Annotated in this window: 16 protein-coding genes and 1 CRISPR repeat array; of the genes, 8 read left to right on the top strand and 8 right to left on the bottom strand. The window is 40.3% G+C overall.

From position 1 onward, the window contains the following. Positions 1–50 precede the first annotated feature (50 nt). Positions 51–344, bottom strand: a complete 294-nt coding sequence (locus tag IQ276_RS02760) for a hypothetical protein (protein ID WP_190875600.1) — start codon at positions 342–344, stop codon at positions 51–53. 364 nt (positions 345–708) lie between these two features. Next, positions 709–879 carry a CAB/ELIP/HLIP family chlorophyll-binding protein gene (locus IQ276_RS02765; protein WP_171974114.1) on the bottom strand — a complete coding sequence of 57 codons (171 nt, stop codon included), beginning with the start codon at positions 877–879 and terminating at the stop codon, positions 709–711. A 518-nt stretch (positions 880–1,397) separates the two neighbouring features. Between IQ276_RS02765 and ald the strand changes: the two genes are divergently transcribed. The 4 genes from ald to IQ276_RS02785 all read left to right on the top strand — a co-directional run bounded on the left by ald (position 1,398) and on the right by IQ276_RS02785 (position 6,547). After that, a complete protein-coding gene (gene ald / locus IQ276_RS02770; RefSeq protein ID WP_190875519.1) occupies positions 1,398–2,489 on the top strand; it encodes an alanine dehydrogenase in 1,092 nt (363 codons plus the stop codon). Between the two features lie 312 nt (positions 2,490–2,801). Then, positions 2,802–3,275: a CRISPR direct-repeat array (repeat unit 37 nt; unit sequence ATTGCAATTAACTAAACTCCCTATTAGGGATTGAAAC). 581 nt (positions 3,276–3,856) lie between these two features. Then, complete coding sequence (locus tag IQ276_RS02775; RefSeq protein WP_193925757.1) at positions 3,857–4,669, top strand: TnsA endonuclease N-terminal domain-containing protein; 813 nt, start codon at positions 3,857–3,859, stop codon at positions 4,667–4,669. A gap of 12 nt (positions 4,670–4,681) precedes the next feature. Beyond that, entirely contained in the window at positions 4,682–5,224 is a 543-nt protein-coding gene (locus tag IQ276_RS02780; protein ID WP_235115324.1) for an ATP-binding protein, read from the top strand. 111 nt (positions 5,225–5,335) lie between these two features. Further along, positions 5,336–6,547 carry a TniQ family protein gene (locus IQ276_RS02785; protein WP_193916017.1) on the top strand — a complete coding sequence of 404 codons (1,212 nt, stop codon included), beginning with the start codon at positions 5,336–5,338 and terminating at the stop codon, positions 6,545–6,547. A 329-nt stretch (positions 6,548–6,876) separates the two neighbouring features. Here IQ276_RS02785 and IQ276_RS02790 read toward each other — a convergent pair whose 3' ends face one another. Further along, positions 6,877–7,587 carry a hypothetical protein gene (locus tag IQ276_RS02790; RefSeq protein ID WP_193923772.1) on the bottom strand — a complete coding sequence of 237 codons (711 nt, stop codon included), beginning with the start codon at positions 7,585–7,587 and terminating at the stop codon, positions 6,877–6,879. Then, positions 7,575–8,885: an AAA family ATPase gene (locus tag IQ276_RS02795; protein ID WP_193923774.1), complete on the bottom strand. Its 1,311-nt coding sequence runs from the start codon at positions 8,883–8,885 to the stop codon at positions 7,575–7,577. Before IQ276_RS02795 ends, IQ276_RS02790 begins: the two co-directional genes overlap by 13 nt. A 197-nt stretch (positions 8,886–9,082) precedes the next feature. Between IQ276_RS02795 and IQ276_RS02800 the strand changes: the two genes are divergently transcribed. Beyond that, the gene (locus IQ276_RS02800) at positions 9,083–10,528 is read left to right on the top strand and encodes a cytochrome ubiquinol oxidase subunit I (RefSeq protein ID WP_190875522.1); all 1,446 of its coding nucleotides are present in this window, start codon (positions 9,083–9,085) and stop codon (positions 10,526–10,528) included. A gap of 244 nt (positions 10,529–10,772) precedes the next feature. Then, entirely contained in the window at positions 10,773–11,786 is a 1,014-nt protein-coding gene (gene cydB / locus IQ276_RS02805) for a cytochrome d ubiquinol oxidase subunit II (RefSeq protein ID WP_193918236.1), read from the top strand. Between the two features lie 95 nt (positions 11,787–11,881). On the opposite strand, the gene IQ276_RS02810 is transcribed toward cydB, so the two are convergent. The 3 genes from IQ276_RS02810 to IQ276_RS02820 form a co-directional block, all read right to left on the bottom strand. After that, positions 11,882–12,436, bottom strand: coding sequence for a Uma2 family endonuclease (locus IQ276_RS02810; protein WP_193918235.1), 555 nt, complete (start codon positions 12,434–12,436; stop codon positions 11,882–11,884). A gap of 71 nt (positions 12,437–12,507) precedes the next feature. Next, the gene (gene dusB, locus IQ276_RS02815) at positions 12,508–13,563 is read right to left on the bottom strand and encodes a tRNA dihydrouridine synthase DusB (RefSeq protein WP_193918233.1); all 1,056 of its coding nucleotides are present in this window, start codon (positions 13,561–13,563) and stop codon (positions 12,508–12,510) included. A gap of 230 nt (positions 13,564–13,793) precedes the next feature. Next, entirely contained in the window at positions 13,794–14,603 is an 810-nt protein-coding gene (locus IQ276_RS02820; protein WP_193918231.1) for an Rpn family recombination-promoting nuclease/putative transposase, read from the bottom strand. A 356-nt stretch (positions 14,604–14,959) separates the two neighbouring features. Between IQ276_RS02820 and IQ276_RS02825 the strand changes: the two genes are divergently transcribed. Beyond that, positions 14,960–15,223: a hypothetical protein gene (locus IQ276_RS02825; RefSeq protein ID WP_193918230.1), complete on the top strand. Its 264-nt coding sequence runs from the start codon at positions 14,960–14,962 to the stop codon at positions 15,221–15,223. 358 nt (positions 15,224–15,581) lie between these two features. On the opposite strand, the gene IQ276_RS02830 is transcribed toward IQ276_RS02825, so the two are convergent. Continuing rightward, positions 15,582–16,451, bottom strand: a complete 870-nt coding sequence (locus tag IQ276_RS02830) for an acyl-CoA desaturase (RefSeq protein ID WP_193918228.1) — start codon at positions 16,449–16,451, stop codon at positions 15,582–15,584. Between the two features lie 160 nt (positions 16,452–16,611). Here IQ276_RS02830 and IQ276_RS02835 point away from each other — a divergent pair, with 160 nt between their 5' ends. After that, complete coding sequence (locus IQ276_RS02835) at positions 16,612–17,841, top strand: TetR family transcriptional regulator (RefSeq protein WP_193918226.1); 1,230 nt, start codon at positions 16,612–16,614, stop codon at positions 17,839–17,841. The last annotated feature ends 18 nt before the right edge of the window (positions 17,842–17,859 follow it).

Here is a 17,859-nt window from a genome sequence, read left to right on the forward strand (position 1 = left end):
AGTTATGAATTATCACTCATAACTCCTAATAGACGCGATGAATCGCGTCTCTACAGAGGTGGTTTTTTCTTAGAAACGCTTAGCATTGGTAAAGGCGGACTAGAAGAACGAGAGGGCAAGTAATGTTGTACTACAGGCTCCTCTGGTAAAGGACGACGCTGTTGGATACGCCACAATTTCAAGCCTAGTGCTATCCCTGCCGTTCCCAAACCAAAAGCAAACAACGACCAGCTATCATCCAATCCGCCAATCAGGGCATCTACCAGTCCCATCGTAATCAATATAGTGATTAGTGGTTCTTTTCGGTAGGTTGACTTCAAAAAACGAGGTAATACAGCGTTCATCACAGCTTGATTGGTTCCAGTTTACCTTTTGTGTATATTTACCAAGAATACCTCACCCATATTTTGCCTTTTTCATGAAAGGCATAAACTAATTTAATATGACTTTCTTGAGTAGGGGAGGAAGTCTACTCATTAACCTTCTTACATGTGCTAGTTGCAAGTTGCGGATATTTCAGTCAGTAATAGGTATTTGGATTCCTCTGTTGGTTACATTCTACGGCAACAATTTACGAATAAATCTAATTAAAGTGTTGAGGGCGAAGTACTTGGCTATCAATATATTAAAGTCAAAACCAACTGGTTGTTCCAGCTGGTTGAAACTCTCCTAAATACTAGCTTACAATTTGTGTGCTTGTTGGTGGCACTACTTCAGACCCAGCCATGATAGCACCCCTTGATTGGTGACGTATTCAATCACCAACATCAAGCCAAAGCCAATCATTGCAGCTCGACCATTCAAGCGCTCAGCATATTCGTTAAAGCCAAACTTAGGCTGGTCTAGTTTAGGTGTAATTGTCGGTTGTGGTTGTGTCATTTTTTAGAAACCTCTTTTCGGCAAACGGGACTTAATATTGGACTGTGTGGTATTGGTCAGGCAAGGGGTAATATCATGTCCGGTTTTATCACTAAGACTGATGCGGGGACACGGGGACACGGGGACACGGGTACGCACAGAGATTTTAACGATAAGTGATTAAACGGAGTTGATATAAAGCTAAAGGAATTAATTTCTTTTTTTCCTTAACCTTTGGCCTGTTTTGGGAGATGATGAGCGATCGCAGTGCTTGAATACCAAGATGACTTGAGCAATTCAGCCACAGCTTCCTAAAAGGGAGCCATACAACCGCCTTTTTAATAAATTGTTACTATTCTTTATATATTGTATAAATACTTGGGCAATAGTCAAGGGTAAGAGTTTACAGCTATTCAGATTAAATTGACAGGCTCAAGATTGAGAATAGCTACTTCTAATACAGCTATCCGCAATAGTTCAGTAGCAAGCTTGAGATTGGCAGGCTACAGTTAAACAAAAAAAATTATCTGAGGCGATATATGGAAATCGGCGTCCCCAAGGAAAATAAAGATCAAGAATTTCGGGTAGGTTTAAGTCCTTCGAGTGTGCGGGTGCTGCGAGAAAATGGTCATAGCATCTTCGTCCAGACACAAGCAGGTAGTGGTGCTGGGTTCACAGATGACGACTACACAAGTGCTGGAGCCGAAATTGTTCCCACACCAGAAGCGGTTTGGAATCGGGAATTAGTTGTGAAGGTCAAAGAGCCGCTGAAATCTGAGTATAATTTTTTGCAGAAAGGGCAGATATTATTTACTTATTTACACTTAGCAGCCGATCGCCAATTAACGGAGCATTTAATTGATTGTGGCACTTGTGCGATCGCCTACGAAACTGTAGAACAACCAGGCGCTAACAGACTACCCCTACTCACCCCCATGAGCGTGATTGCCGGTCGGCTTGCGGTACAATTTGGGGCGAGATTTCTAGAACGTCAGCAAGGCGGTAGAGGTGTGCTTTTGGGTGGTGTACCTGGAGTCAAACCAGGTAAAGTAGTAATTCTCGGTGGCGGCGTTGTCGGCACAGAAGCAGCTAAAATTGCCGTGGGTATGGGTGCTAGCGTGCAGATTTTAGATGTGAGTGTGGAGCGGTTGTCTTACTTAGAAACCTTATTTGGCTCTAGAGTCGAATTGCTTTACAGCAACTCAGCTCATATTGAAGCCGCAGTTAAGGAAGCAGATTTGCTCATTGGTGCAGTTTTAGTACTGGGACGCAGGGCACCAATCTTAGTATCCCGCGAATTGGTCAAACAAATGTATCCTGGTTCAGTAATAGTTGATGTTGCTGTTGACCAAGGCGGTTGTGTGGAAACCTTACATACCACATCTCACACAAATCCGGTATACATCGAAGAGGGTGTGGTACATTATGGCGTTCCCAATATGCCAGGAGCAGTACCTTGGACAGCAACTCAGGCACTCAATAACAGTACATTACCTTATGTTGTCCAGTTGGCGAATTTGGGAATTAAGGCATTGGAAGTTAACCCAGCCTTAGCTAAAGGTGTGAATGTGCAGAATCATAAATTAGTGCATCCTGCTGTGCAAGAAGTGTTCCCTGATTTGGTAAGTTAGAGGTTATACAGGCGAGGGTTAGAAACTGCGATCGCTTAAATTAATGGTGGTAGCCCTCAGCAATTAGACTAATTTCGTTGCCAAATGCGCGGATGGATAGCTGTAGAAAATCAAGACAAGCAAAAAATGGCTGCATCTCAATGTGTACAAGGTTTTGAGGACTATAGGACTTTTAAACCATCCGCGCACCTTACGGAGACTGGGTTTCAGTGATTTGCATCTTGTGTAAATACCATTTGCTGTGTTATGATTCTTTCATCCGCGCAACTGCATCTTGAAAACCGAATACAGCAAGCCTTTCAGATGCCAGCAATTGCAATTAACTAAACTCCCTATTAGGGATTGAAACGCTGGGTACACGCTGGCAGAAGCGGATGATCTCAGATTGCAATTAACTAAACTCCCTATTAGGGATTGAAACTTGGCGGCATTGCCAATCCCAATAAACTTTCCGAAATTGCAATTAACTAAACTCCCTATTAGGGATTGAAACTAAGTTTTCATGGCGCGGATAGGCGCGGCGGGGCTAGGTAAGATTGCAATTAACTAAACTCCCTATTAGGGATTGAAACCGAGTTGCAGCAATATCAACCACGGGGAAAGTAAATTGCAATTAACTAAACTCCCTATTAGGGATTGAAACTTTTAATATGAAAGTGTCGAACCGTTAGACAGGAATTGCAATTAACTAAACTCCCTATTAGGGATTGAAACAGGTATGATGGCAGGAACCGAGGAAGGCAAAAAAGATTGCAATTAACTAAACTCCCTATTAGGGATTGAAACGCGAGTCTTGGCTTTTCACGTAGTGTCACTTTACCGACATGATGGCAGTAAAGTGGAAGCAGACGATGGCAGTAAATGCACCTCAAAGGTTGATTACTTCGTGATGTAGAAAATGCGCTGGCAGAAAATCCATGAAAGAGTGGAAGCAGACGATGGCAGTAAGTATAAAAATGGAAGCACAATCGTGGCAGTAAGTATGTGCCACCAGTAAAAATCAAGAAAACCCTTATGTATCAACGGTTGTTAGGTTTACTGTATAAAAGCATTTACCCTACTTTAGGAGTGAGAATGTGAATATGGAAGTAGAAAATGCCGATGACATCAGTAGCAATGCGGTAAAAATAGCAGATAATATCATATACAAATACTGGGAAAAAACCAATTTTAATGATTGTTTATTCAGACTGTAGAAAGCAGGAAATAGCAGTCCAGGCAAAGGTTGTAAAGACTAATAGGATGGTTTTATGGAAGTAGGTAGTGTCAGTAAGTAGAAAGAATTAACGATTCTTAAATTTTGGAAGAAAAATATTGGCTTAAATATAAGTATGCAATTAAGGTAGAAATTGCATACCGAGGTAGCAATGTTGACAGAAGGTGAGTTTAGCTCATGGTCTGCATCACTCTCATTGTCATCACAGCAGTATGGAATGATTCAAAGTATACGGAGTTCTCCACCTTCCAGACGAGTCAGGGGAAGGGTTGGGAATGTTGTCGGGCGATATCCCAGTAAAAAAATGGGAGTGATAATTCAGTTTGAGAGCCACCGGAACGAATTGGCACGAATATATGAAATGGAATATGACCCAGAGGTTTTAGAATATTACGACCAACCACCAAAAATCAAATTGCAATACTGCTGTTTAAATGGAAGACAAATAGGAGTATTACATACACCAGACTTTTTTGTAATTAGACGAGATCAGGCAGGTTGGTCAGAATGTAAAACAGCAGATGAACTGGAAAAATTAGCATCAAAAATGCCAAATCGTTACCAGTCAGATAGTAACGGCAATTGGCGATGTCCCCCAGGAGAAGAGTTTGCCAAAAATTGGGGATTATATTATCAAGTTTGCTCCGACCAAGAAATTAATTGGAGGAAACAGAGAAATCTCTATTTTTTAGAAGATTATTTATCGGATAAATTAGAAGTTCCCACACAAGAGATAGTTGAAACAATCAAAATAATCTCCGCTAGTCCAGGAATAAAATTATCAGAGTTAATTGCAGCAGGAATCAATGCAGATTACATATATAAATTGATAGCAGACCAAAGGATATATGTGGACTTAGAATCATCCGCGCTATGCTCAGAAGCAGAAAGAGTGAGTTTTAAAATTCCCTATAAAACCACCAGAGACCAGAAAAATTATTCCCGAAGAAATTCAACCATATGAGGAGTTTTGGTAATGCATTCTCCCGCAGGCTTATCCCAAGAGTTATTAACAGCATCTGATGCGGATAAAATAAATTATTTTACTAACTTTACAGTAGTACATCGGCTTTTAAAGCAAGCTTATGAAGAATTGTTAGATGCGGTGAACAATCCAGGGGGTGCATCATTAATTTTCTTGTTTGGTCCTACAGGTGTGGGAAAAACAACCCTCTTATCTCAAGTAATGAAAATCATCTTTGAACAAAACCAAGGTTTAATGATGCAAGATTTAGCATATCTTCCCATTGCGGGAGTAGAAGCGCGTTCTCCAGACAGCGGTTCTTTTGATTGGAAAGATTACTACAAAAGCGTTTTAATTGCTTTAAGAGAACCATTTGCTGATTATAAGGTTAGAGTATCTAGTAGTCGGGTTTATGCTAGTGGTAGCGAACAAAAAACAGTAAAAGTTAAGCCTAACCTCGGTGATTTACGAGCTGATGTAGAGTATATATTTAGACAGAGACAGTTAAAAATTTTTCTAGTTGATGAAGCGCAACGTTTTGCCAAAATAGCTTAAATGAGGAAGTAGCTGACAACCATTCATCGGCAGATTCGGCAACGAAAATCAAACGCCAAAAACACTATCCTGGCGAACGAAATCCCAAAAGAGATATTGTTGGAGGTGGAAATGCTTGATAATCAATTGAACTTAAAACCCCCTTGGTATACTCAACAAATAGATGTACCACAACGTAGTCATTTATATCCTTTAAAACCACTATTATTAGGAACAGCGTTTACTGAAAGTTTGACCAGCTACATTACACGTTTAGCTGCAACTCACCAAATTCCCACAGGAATTTTACTGGCTCAGGAATTAGCCCCTAAAATTAATCGCTATAAAGGACCAAATCCAGATAGTTTATCACAGATATTTTTCCACATCTTTTTTAACCAAACAGGTGCATGGAATGGAACTGGAACTATGGCACTTGAGCCTTTATTAGTTTTACAAAAGCTAACTCAACAGCCTATCTTAAAATATTTAACATTAATACCTTGGTCAAAAGTTGTACCAACTAGAAATCTCTTGCGTAAATATAAGGCTTGGTGTCCGTTATGTTATTCGGAATGGAGCAACAATGGTCTTCCACTTTACGAGCCATTAATTTGGTCTATTTCAACAGTTAAAATTTGTTCTAGACATCAGTATCCTTTAATGAATTATTGTCCCAACTGTGGTCAAAATGTTTACTTGTTAGCTTGGAATACTAAAAATGGATTTTGCTGTAGATGTCATTATTGGTTGGGTACAGCTTGTTCAATGCTAGAATCAAAATTCTATCATACCGAAGAAGGAGAATGGCACAATTTTGTTGCCCAACAAGTTGGAGAACTAATTGCTCAAACACCATATTTAATTGAACCACCAAATCGAGAATCAGTCGCTCTAGCTATAAATAAGTGTATTGATGTTGTGACTCAGGGTAATGCTAAAGCTTTTGCCGAACAAATGCATTTAAGTCTTACTGTTCCTAGAGATTGGCGTGTTGGCAATGCATTGCCTCAACTTAATAAACTATTACGTGTATGCTACCGATTATCAATTTCTCTAATTGATGTTTATCTCGGCCGCCTTAATCTTGATAGCTCTATAGTTTTAAAGGATTTACCATTATCCGAACAATACTCTCAAACTAATCGCCCATTTGATCTAAATAAAGTGCGTTCCTTTTTAGAACTACATCAAGAATCTTTTCCACCCCAATCGCTCAAACACCTTGCATTCCAAATTGGTTATGACTCAGCTGATTTGTCCCGACACTTACCCGATTTGTGTCGTCGAATATCTGCACGTTATAAATTACACACCAAATCTTGTTTAAAACCCCGTGTATAATATTTATGATCTTCCGTGCCTTTATACTTTCTTTCCTTTGTGGAAGCACTTCATGGCAGTGCCCTTGTGGAAGCACTTCGTGGCAGTTACTGCCATCAAGTGGTTCAAGTAACACGTAGTTCTTCCAGCAATTGCAATTAACTAAACTCCCTATTAGGGATTGAAACATTTACGGCAACGCCGCCGGAACCCGACGTATAACATTGCAATTAACTAAACTCCCTATTAGGGATTGAAACCAAAAAGCGGAGAGTAAGCATTGCACCCATTGGATTGCAATTAACTAAACTCCCTATTAGGGATTGAAACTTGTAAATCGGCTTCAATATTTATGAAGAACTACAAAAATTATTAAGATAGTTATAAAGTTCACGAAATAAAGGGCATTTTCGTTGAACTTCAGATAGATTGAGATACGCTAATAGCTCAGGTGTATGCAATCCTTTAGAAAAGCGCGTTGAACTGCTATCAAATTCATCTAAAACACTTGAATCGATTAGTGCTTGTGATAGTTTTTGTTGACAACAATCTCTTTCAATATCGTACTCACTAAAGGATTCTGGATTATCAAAAGGAATATTGATTTGCGTACTCAGCCACCAACGCATACGCTGATGTCTACCTCTAAAGTCGGGATGTTGAGCTACTGAGTTATTCCAATCTGCGATAATCCAAGCTTCGAGTTCGGGAGCAGCAAACCCAATAAATATTGGAATATCAGAATATGCTGATATCGCTGACAATATTCTTTCTCTTTCCTGTATCGGATCGCGGCAATCTAAATCATCAAAAACTAAAATTAAATCACATACATTCGGTTCATATTGTAAAGCAATAGATAGCTCTCGCTTGATTTGCTCAATTAAACTCTGACCTGTCCTTCCATAACTATTTATCTTATTAGGTTTGGGGCCAGGTTTCTGATTAATTGGTGTTTTTCGTTTAAATGAACATCCAGGAAAGTTTTTTTCTAAAAAAGGAATTAGTCCTCTAACTTCAGCTTCCCCACCCCCAGCGAAAACCCATACTACCACGGCCATCCTCCAATACTGGGATCGCCAACACGGTATAAATCACCTAGTTCCCATCCTTGTTCTAGCTTGTCATTAAGCATTTCTTTGGAGAGTGTTTTGATAGAAGAATGCGTTTTATCTTCTGAATAAAAACAAAAAACATTTTCTAAACAATCTGTGAAATGGTCTAAAAGATCGGGGCTGTGTGTAGTGATAATTACTTGGGTTTTGCCAGCAGCTTTTTTAATCCACTCTGCTAAAATTGGCATCCATGATACGTGCAATCCTAATTCTGGTTCATCAATTACTAGTAATGAAGGAAGAACTGGTGAATGTAATATAGTAGCCCAACAAAGCATCCGCACAGTTCCATCTGACATTTCATTGAGATAAAAGGCTTCTTTGATGTCATGAAAATACCACTCTAATGTCAAAGACAAACGACCAGAACGGATAGGTCTAAGACGACGAGTCTTTGGTAAGATAGCCTTCATTGCTTGGTTAATACTCTCCTCAAAATCTATATATTGCAGAATTAAATTATCCAAAACTAGAGGTAAATTATCTCCTGAAGGCGATAAATAAATATCACTTCCTCCTATTTTAGGCTCTGCCATTCTAATAAGATTTAAATCCATATTATTGGCATTATAAAACTGCCATTTTGAAACTAATTCAATTAAATCTCTTCTAATTTTATAAACAGGTGTATTTTCAGGAGGATATTGGCTATCTTCAAGCAATCTAGGTATAGCAGTAAGACCTAAAAAATTACTTGGTATATTATCTAAACCTTCAAAATGAGTTTTTGGCTGACCTGGTGCATCATAAACTGATACAGCCCCTTTGCCAAATTCTCTGTCATGAAACTTATAATAATAAAAGGGAAATGAAGTTGAGTCCTGTAAATTTTCCCCACTATATAAATATTCTTCTGCGATACTAACACCTCTTGCCTGATCTCTATTAACAAAAATTTTTAAATCAAGTATGCTGCTATCTCTTGTAGGTGTATCAATTTGTGAATTGTGAGAAAAACTAAAACAGTATGCAATTCTTACTCTAGCAGGACTTTCTACACTAACATCTAAAATTCTATTACCACCAATTTGGGTAATTGCATCTTCAAAACTACTGACGCTTCGACTTTCATCAGGAATTTTAGTTAGACTATCTTTTAAAAATTTTAAGCAGCTGATGAAATTGCTTTTACCTGAACCATTTGAACCTATAAAAATATTTAGATTTTTGAGTATAACTATCTGATTTAAAGATAAATTTTTATAATTGTTAGTAACAAGAAAGCGAAGAAGGGGTTGATTCATGACATTAAAAAAAGTCTATAGTAAATTGGCAAATAGATAACACTATTTTTTCAATTCTATAGCTTCATTGGTTATGACGAGCAATAAATACTTTCATTCAACCTTGGCTAAACCTACACAAGTATAAACTTTTGGTGTATTGTCAACAGCCCCACAACGTCTATTCTAAGAAGGGGACTAGCTAATGGAGAATATTCATGGAATTTTTATCCGATTCCGTGGTGCTATCACGGATGCAATTTGCGCTCACTGCGATATTCCATATGCTTTGGCCTGTCTTGACTACAGGAATGGGAATTTATCTGGTTATCGTCGAGGGACTATGGCTAAAAACTCGTAATCCAGACTACTACCTCCATGCCCGCTTTTGGTCTAAATTTTATCTCTTGAATTTTGGCATTGGTGTGGCAACGGGTATCCCGATGGAATTCCAGTTTGGCACTAATTGGGCACCGTTTTCGGAAGCAGCGGGCAATTTTTTTGGTAGTGTGATTGGGTTTGAAGCTTCCTGGGCATTCATGCTGGAAGCTGCTTTTTTAGGTATTATGTTATTCGGCTGGGAACGGGTTAATCCGGCTATTCATTATCTTTCAACAATTTTAGTTGCCGTTGGTGCTAACCTATCAACTGTATGGATTTTGACAGCAAATTCCTGGATGCAAACTCCGGCGGGTGGGGAATTAGTCAATGGCAAATTTATTGTCCACGATTATTTTCAAGCAATATTAAATCCTTTCATGCTTAATAGTGTGCTGCACATGTTCTTTGCCACACTAGAAACTTCGTTGTTTGTGATTGGTGGAATTAGTGCTTGGTATATTCTCAAACAACGCCATGCAGGTTTCTTTTCACGGTCATTGAAGATTGCTTTAGCAGCTGCGATCGCAGTTGCTCCATTACAAATATACATCGGGCATTTGAGCGGCGAACAAGTCTATCACTATCAACCCACAAAACTGGCAGCAATGGAAGCACAGTGGGAATCTTCACCTGCGGGACAACCGGCAGATTGGAGTCTTGTAGCCATACCCAATGAAAAAGCCCAGAAAAATGATTGGGAAATCACCGTTCCCAATGCACTGGGATACATTCTGGAATTCAAAAAGAATCTTTCTGAACCATTGCGTGGCTTGAAGGAGTGGAAACCAGAAGATCGTCCTCATTTAGTGGGTTTGATTTACTACGCTTTCCGCACAATGATTGCCATTGGGTTTTTCTTCGCTGGATTAATGTTATTGAGTACCCTGCAATGGTTACGCGGTAAACTCTCAGCAGAAAACATTACTCAACAGCGATGGTTAATGCGGGCTTGGATATTGGCAGCTCCTTTAGGATACATTGCCGTAGAATCAGGCTGGATTGTGCGCTGTGTTGGAAGACAACCGTGGACACTCTACGGGCAAATTCGCACAGTTGATGCAGCTTCTCGTCTACCTGCGAGTAATGTCTTAGTGTCACTAACTGCCTTTGCCACAGTCTACAGCCTTTTATTTATCGCAGTTTTGTACTTTGGTAGCCGCATTCTCCGCAGAGGTCCAAATCTCGACTTACCAATTCCAGGTATGGAAACCACCAAACCCGCAGTAGATACTACTCCTGGTGAGTTTGTTCCAGATGAACGCCCTGTAGAAGCACAGCAGTGAAAATTGGGGACTGGGGGCTGGGGACTGGGGACTGGTTGGGGACTGGGGACTGGGGACTGGAGACTGGGGACTGGGGACTGGGGAAGAGTTTTCCTAACCCAATACCCAATACCCAATACCCAGTCCCCAATACCCAATACCCAATACCCAATACCCAATGCCCAATACCCAATACCCAATACCCAATACTCAATACCCAATACCCAGTCCCCAATACCCAGTCCCCAATCTTATAGGAGATTTTATGGAGACCCTAGAGTATTTTTTGCCGCAAGTATGGTTTGTGATTTTAGCTTTTTTCCTATTCCTTTATGTAATGCTAGATGGATTTGATTTAGGGGTGGGGATATTATCTCTTACCTCTTCAGATGAAGAACGTCGAAGCATTTTGATGACTAGTTTAAGCAATATTTGGGATGCTAATGAAACCTGGCTAGTTTTGATGGGAGGGGGTCTTTTTGGTGCATTTCCTTTAGCTTATGCCACAATTTTGAATGCTTTATACATTCCAATTTTTTTAATGATATTTGGGTTTATTTTTCGTGGTGTGGCATTTGAGTTTCGTGAATTATCAAACCGCAAATTATTTTGGAATTTCGCTTTTGGTGCTGGAAGTTTTATCGCTGCACTCGGTCAAGGATTCGCCCTTGGTGCTGTGCTGGCGGGGATTAATGTTGATGATACAGGACACTTTATTGGTACAACTTGGGACTGGCTAAATATTCCATCAGTCTTGGTAGCTTTAACTTTGATTCAAGGATATGTGTTAATTGGTTCAACTTATCTGATTTGGAAAACTACAGGAGAATTGCAGGAAACTCACTATAAAACTGCCAAAATTGCTGCTTGGACAACTTTAATTGGTGCGATTTTCATTACAATTACAACGCCGATAATTTATGAAAATACGCGGTCGCGGTTGTTTGAGCAACCTTTAGTTTATATCTTTGCAGTCATTCCCTTGGTGGGAGTTTTGTTGATTTGGCAACTTCTGAAGAGTCTGAATCGCAAACAAGAAAGAGCGCCTTTTATTTTGACAATTCTGCTATTTGTGTTGTCGTTCATCGGCTTGGGATTAATTGTCTTCCCTTACATCATTCCTAATAAAATTACCATCTATCAAGCTGCTGCTGACCCCAGTTCGCTGGTGATTATGATCATTTTTATTGGCTTTCTCATTCCTGTGATGCTGTTTTACAACCTTTACCAGTACATTGTTTTTCGAGGTAAGGTGACTGGCGGTAGCTATGGGGAATAAAGAAATTTTACTGTAAAGATTCACAAGTCAGGAATCAAAATCCACAATGATTGGAAAATCAAGGTCGCTATAGCTGATTAATTGTATTCAAATTATTAAGCTAATAATTCGTCTACAGCTATACTAAAGCCCAATAATATTTTTTGAGTCCTAACTACATCACCAGCTTTAAACCCTAAAACTTGATTATCAGTCATGACCAAAACTAACTGACTCTCAGGAAATACTAGCCAAATTTCCTGGCAACCAGACTGTAAATATTCCTGGGCTTTTAAAAATAATTCTTCAGCTAAATCAGTCGGTGAAACTATTTCTGCAATTAATGGAAAACTTTGTGGCAATGTGGCAACATTGCCAAATTGAGCTACTAAATCCGGCGTTAGATAAGCTACATCAGGACGACGCCCTTGTTTATATGTGCGACAAGGTACTTCAGTGTAAACTTTGCCACCTACTTGATTAGAATTAATATAACTTCTCCAGTAAAAGCTGAGATTAACTTCAATTTCACTATGTTTTAATGTCATCCCTGTTTTTTCTACCAGTTGTCCATCCACCCACTCCATCCCATCTGGAGGATTTACCATGAAATCTTCTAAAGAATGGATTTCGGGAATCGATACAATTTCGTCATGTTTGGAAACTAACATTGCAAGCCTCCACTTTGATTAATTAAATATACAATGTATTGAAGAAGAATTCAGGAGTCAGAATCAATATTTCAAATCATTACCAAATTATCTTCGGCTTCTTCCTCTAATTCATAACCATTAGCCAGTTTGGCAATTGCTTGGTCAATCATTGCTAAACCCTGATCTACGGTTTCAACTACACTTAATTGTCCTCGTAATTCAGCAGCACCGACAAAACCTTTAGCATACCAAGTCATGTGTTTACGGGCTTGACGAACGCCGCGATCGCCTTTATATTCCCACAAGGCTTGCAAATGATCTCTGGCACATTCCAACCTTTCAATTGGGGTTGGTGGCGGTAATATTTCCCCAGTTTTTAAGAAGCGATCGATTTCTCCCACCAAAAACGGATAACCCAAAGTTCCACGAGAACACATCACACCATCAGCGCCAGTTTCTTCTAAACATTTCACCGCCGCCTCAATAGAAAAAATATCTCCGTTCGCAATCACTGGAATAGAAAGTACTTCCTTAACACGCGCAATCCATTCCCAACGGGCATTACCATTGTATCCTTGGGCGCGGGTGCGTCCGTGTACTGTAATCATTTTTGCCCCTGCATCTTCCATACGTTTGGCAAAGTCGAGAATCGTAATTTCTTTGTCATTCCAGCCAATACGGGTTTTCACTGTCACAGGTACATCAACAGCTTTCACCACTTCTCGGACAATTGCCTCTGCGATTTCTGGTTGGCGTAACAGAGAAGAACCGCCCCCATTTTTAGTGATTTTATTTACCGGACAACCCATATTAATATCAACAGTATCAGCCCCTTCTGCAACCGCCTTGATTGCTGCTTCTGCCAGGAAATCTGGACGACAATCAAATAATTGAATGCTAATTGGGCGTTCGTTGGGGTCTACCTCCATGATTTTGGGCAACTGTTTAACATAATGCAAGCCGGTAGCATTGACCATTTCGGTATACATCATCGAATCGGGTGCATAACGACGTACAAGGCGGCGAAACACCAAATCTGTGACCCCAGATAAAGGCGACTGGAGAACCCGGCTTTTGACCTCGAAGGAGCCAATTTTTAAAGGTTGAGAGAGTCTAGCTTGGAGAATGGGAGACAGGGAAATCATAGGACAAATTAAAAATTCAAAATTGCTTGCGATCGCCAAAAATTGTCAGAATATTAAAAACTATTTACTGATAATCTTAATTACATCCTCTCATTTTTTTGAAGTACAGCGGATTTCAAGGAAAGTGAAGTACACAACGATTCGTCTCAACGTCAGGTATCAAGCTGGTTTTACTTCTGAATTCTGAATTCTGAATTCAGAATTCAGAATTCTGTTGTGATTAATTTTGTTTAGGCATCTTGACTTGGAGGCTGTTTTTGGATTTCTTGCTGTACCTCCTCTAAACTCAAACCTAACTCTTTTGCTGTTTGTTCAAAACTCAATCCCAACCTCAACAACAAAGAAATCATTCTGAACTTTTCTTCACGCGCTCCTTCTTGCTTGCCTTCTTGCTTGCCTTCTTGATAAACTCGTGTTTGCTTCAAATCACTTAACCCAAACATACCTTCAATCTCCTCCCGACTCATAGTTGGAAACTTATAAACCAAAATTGTCTCTATTAATTCTAATAACTGCCGCCGCTGTGGTTCAATGTTGATTTCTTGCTGGGTTCTGTCTATTAACTCTCTGGCAGCTATAATTGCCGTATCCTCATCATCGACTACTAATTTCATCGTAGCAATTCCAACTGGCAATGATGCAGTTTCACCTAATTCATTAAGATAAATGCGAGTTATGCGCTGGCTGGCAAAAAATTCACTGTAATTCTTGATGTCTGCTGTATCTAAACTGCGATTGGGATAGATGACTACTCCCCGCCAAGAATTTTTCGGTTGATTTTGACGTAAGTATAAAGAAATTTCTGAAATTAGCCGCGAGTAAATTTCTGTATCGGTTTGAAATTGGACTTCAACAAAGTAAATCGGAGCTTCTTCCCCTTGTGTTGGCAGAAAAACACCATCTATGCGGAATGCAGTTTGCTTGATTTCAATTGAAGAGAATTTATAACCTTCTGCTGTTTGAGGTGGGTTGCCAATTAATTCAAAAAAGATGTCAGGAAATTCTTGAAAAAGGCGATAAAAAATGCTGTCAGTTTTCACGCTTGATGTATTGCACAGATGTGAGTCTTTACGATTTTATCGTCAAATGCATACTAACAAATTTTGTTCAATTAGACTTAACTAAATTTGAGCTTTGAGTTGGAATAAATGACATTATTATGTCAATTGGTAACTGATCCAGGACTTACGCAAAAGATAAGGAAAGTAGCGGTAATTCATGAATTACCGCAACGCTTGAATAAGGTTTTCGGTCACGCATTGCGTAAGTCCTGCGATCTACAACGCCACTCTTTCAATACAACACTAGACCACAGCAAAAAACCAAATCAAATGATTTTAGCTACAACCAAATGATAAATTAATTATGCAGTTAATATAGAGCTAGTATTTGATTTATGATTCTGAACAAAATCAAAACCCTGCAAGCACCAGAAATCGAGGAATTAGAAGATTCAGATTTAATCACAGTAGTAGGGGGGGTTACTGCTGACGATGACGTTCAAATCAAAGTGCCGAATGTGGGGAGGATATCTTTGAATTTTTCAGTACACGTAATTAAGGATACAGGACTTCTAACTATTGACGAGGCTGTTTTAATCAACGCCCCAGGTGGATTAGAAGCTGGCGTGGGTCAGAACTCCCATAGTGTAAGTTTATAGCCCTTCTACAATTAAATTTTCTTCGGCGCAGGCCGATCAGGTGCGCGGCTGTTGCTCCTGGGGAACTGGGGGAACAGCTTCTTCCAATGAGTCAACTGTTGGGGGGTTGGGAGTCAGGAGTAGCCCTTTCAAGGTGACTAACCAAGATATGTTGTTTCAGCCCTATCATCCTGAGTTCTCGCCTCAGATTTTGATTTTTTTAAGGTTGAAATCACCAATTTTCGTTATGAATTTCACCATCTTGAAAAGGCTAGGAGTCAGGAGTTACTCTTTGTGATTTTAACTCGAATATGATACTAGTAAGCCGACTGCCGATCGCGCCGCCGGCATTACAAACCCATGATAATTCAGTTGCAATCTAGCCGCGAGTTGCACTTTGAGGAGGATGGGAGACAACCTTTTTGGCTAAACCTAAAGTCTGCAACACTTGGATACTCCACCAAGTAATATCAATTTCCCACCAAGATAAGCCTGATTTCGCCATGTGGGGATAAGTATGATGGTTGTTGTGCCATCCTTCTCCATAGGTGACGAGGGATACCCACCACAGATTACGAGCGCCATCATTGGCATCAAAGGTGCGATAACCCCACAGATGTGATGCAGAGTTGACAAACCAAGTTGAGTGCCAAAGCAAGACGCATCTGACAAACATTCCGTAAATCACAAAAGACCATCCTCCCAAGGCATACAGCAGCAGCCCGAAGGGAATTTGCAACAGTAAGAAGTAGCGATCTAACCAGCGATAGAAGGGTTGTCTTGCTAGATCGGGGGCATATTTTTGATAGGTTTCATAGTCAAAAAACTCTGGACGTGGGTAAAAAATCCACAGCATATGACTCCACCAAAATCCTCGTTGAGCAGAGTAGGGGTCTAGGTTGATATCTTCGGTGTGGGCGTGATGCTGGCGGTGTCCGCCCACCCAAAAAATTGGTCCCCCTTGCAAAGCCATCGCTCCAATCAGGGCGATCGCATACTCTAACCACTTGGGAACTTGGAAACTCTTGTGGCTCAGTAGTCGGTGATATCCCAGGCAAATACCAATACTCCCGAATAACCAGTGGAGAAACACCAGTAAACCTAATGCTGACCAAGAAAAGAACCAAGGAGCCAGAAATGCTAAGACATGAAATGTAGTAAAAAATACTACATTAGTCCAACTGAGTTGGGGGGAATTTCCTTTCTCAGGGATGATGCCTTTGCCGAACGCTCCAAAATTTGCAGTCATAAAAATTCCTGTTGATGGACGATCCAGCGATTTGCCTTTTCTCCCCAGGGTTTTTCCCAATCTGTACAGCAGTTAGTTACAGTAGAGTCAAGCAAGTATCGCTTACATTTTTATCCTAGCAATACTCTGATATTCGTGCAAGTATCACTTGCATATTTCTATGTCCTCTCAACTCATATCAACTCGTCAACGCTTGATCCAAGCTGCACTTGAGTTATTTACTGCTCAGGGAGTCAGCGCTACCACAACCCGCCAAATAGCTGAAAAAGCTGAAGTCAACGAGGTGACTTTGTTTCGGAATTTTGGCAATAAACATGGGCTACTTTTGGCTGTGCTGGAAGAGTCCGCAGCCTTCAAAAATCTCGGTGAGTCCTTGGTACGGCGGGCAACCCCTCCCGGTAATGTCTACCAAGCTCTGAAAGATTATGCAAGTGATACATTACATGCTTTGGAACGAGTGCCAGAGTTTGTTCGCTCTGTGGTGGGGGAAGCCGACCAATTCCCGGCGGAAAATCGCCGTGCCTTAGGCAGGGGGGTAACAGAGGCAAACCGTTATGTGGCGCAGTATTTAGCTACTATTATCGAGCAAGGACACTTAAATACGTATCTACCCGCAGAGAAATTAGCTAGTTTGCTCAATGGGATGATTTTGGGATATGCCGTAATTGAATTTACCAGTGAATTTCATGAACTTTGGGAAGATCGGGATGATTTTCTGGAGAATTTAGTAGAGTTGTTTTTACATGGAGCTATGTCATCCCCAGCGGAATCAGCAACTAACTCTTTACAAGGAAGCGTAATGCCCACAGAAGTAGCTGATTTGCCTGCTAATTTAGTTCATGAAATTCTGCAACAAGCCAGGAAATCTGGAGTACGAGATTATGCTTTGGCTTATGTTTTATTTGGTGCTGGGTTATCCGCCACAGAAATAATTAGCTTAGAGCGATCGCAACAAATCTACGATCCTCAGGGACACTTCCTGCAAATTACAATTCCCGGATTTGTCCGGCAAGTACCTGTCAATCAGTGGATTTTGGGCAAACGCTACGGCTCTTACACTAATAATCCTTTAATTAAATGGCTCAAAAGTCGTAAAGATAATCAAACAGCCATGTTTCTCAATGAAACAGCCAAGCCAATTTCCGAATCAGAACTTCAAACACGTTGGCAAATATGGAGTCAAGGATTATTAACTCCCCAAGGACAACCCCCAGCCATCGCCCAAGCACAACAAACCTGGCGAGTAGAAATGTTAATGCGGGGAATTAGCTTAGAAAACCTGAGTATTTTAACAGGTTGCGATCGCGCCCAATTACAACCCTATGCCCGCCGAGCCAAAGAAAAAGCCGCCCTAGAGCAAGCGACTCGTTTGGATCATAAACCGGCATAGGGGAGTTAAAATAATTCG

The sequence above is a fragment of the Desmonostoc muscorum LEGE 12446 genome, from assembly GCF_015207005.2.
GTDB lineage: Bacteria > Cyanobacteriota > Cyanobacteriia > Cyanobacteriales > Nostocaceae > Nostoc > Nostoc muscorum.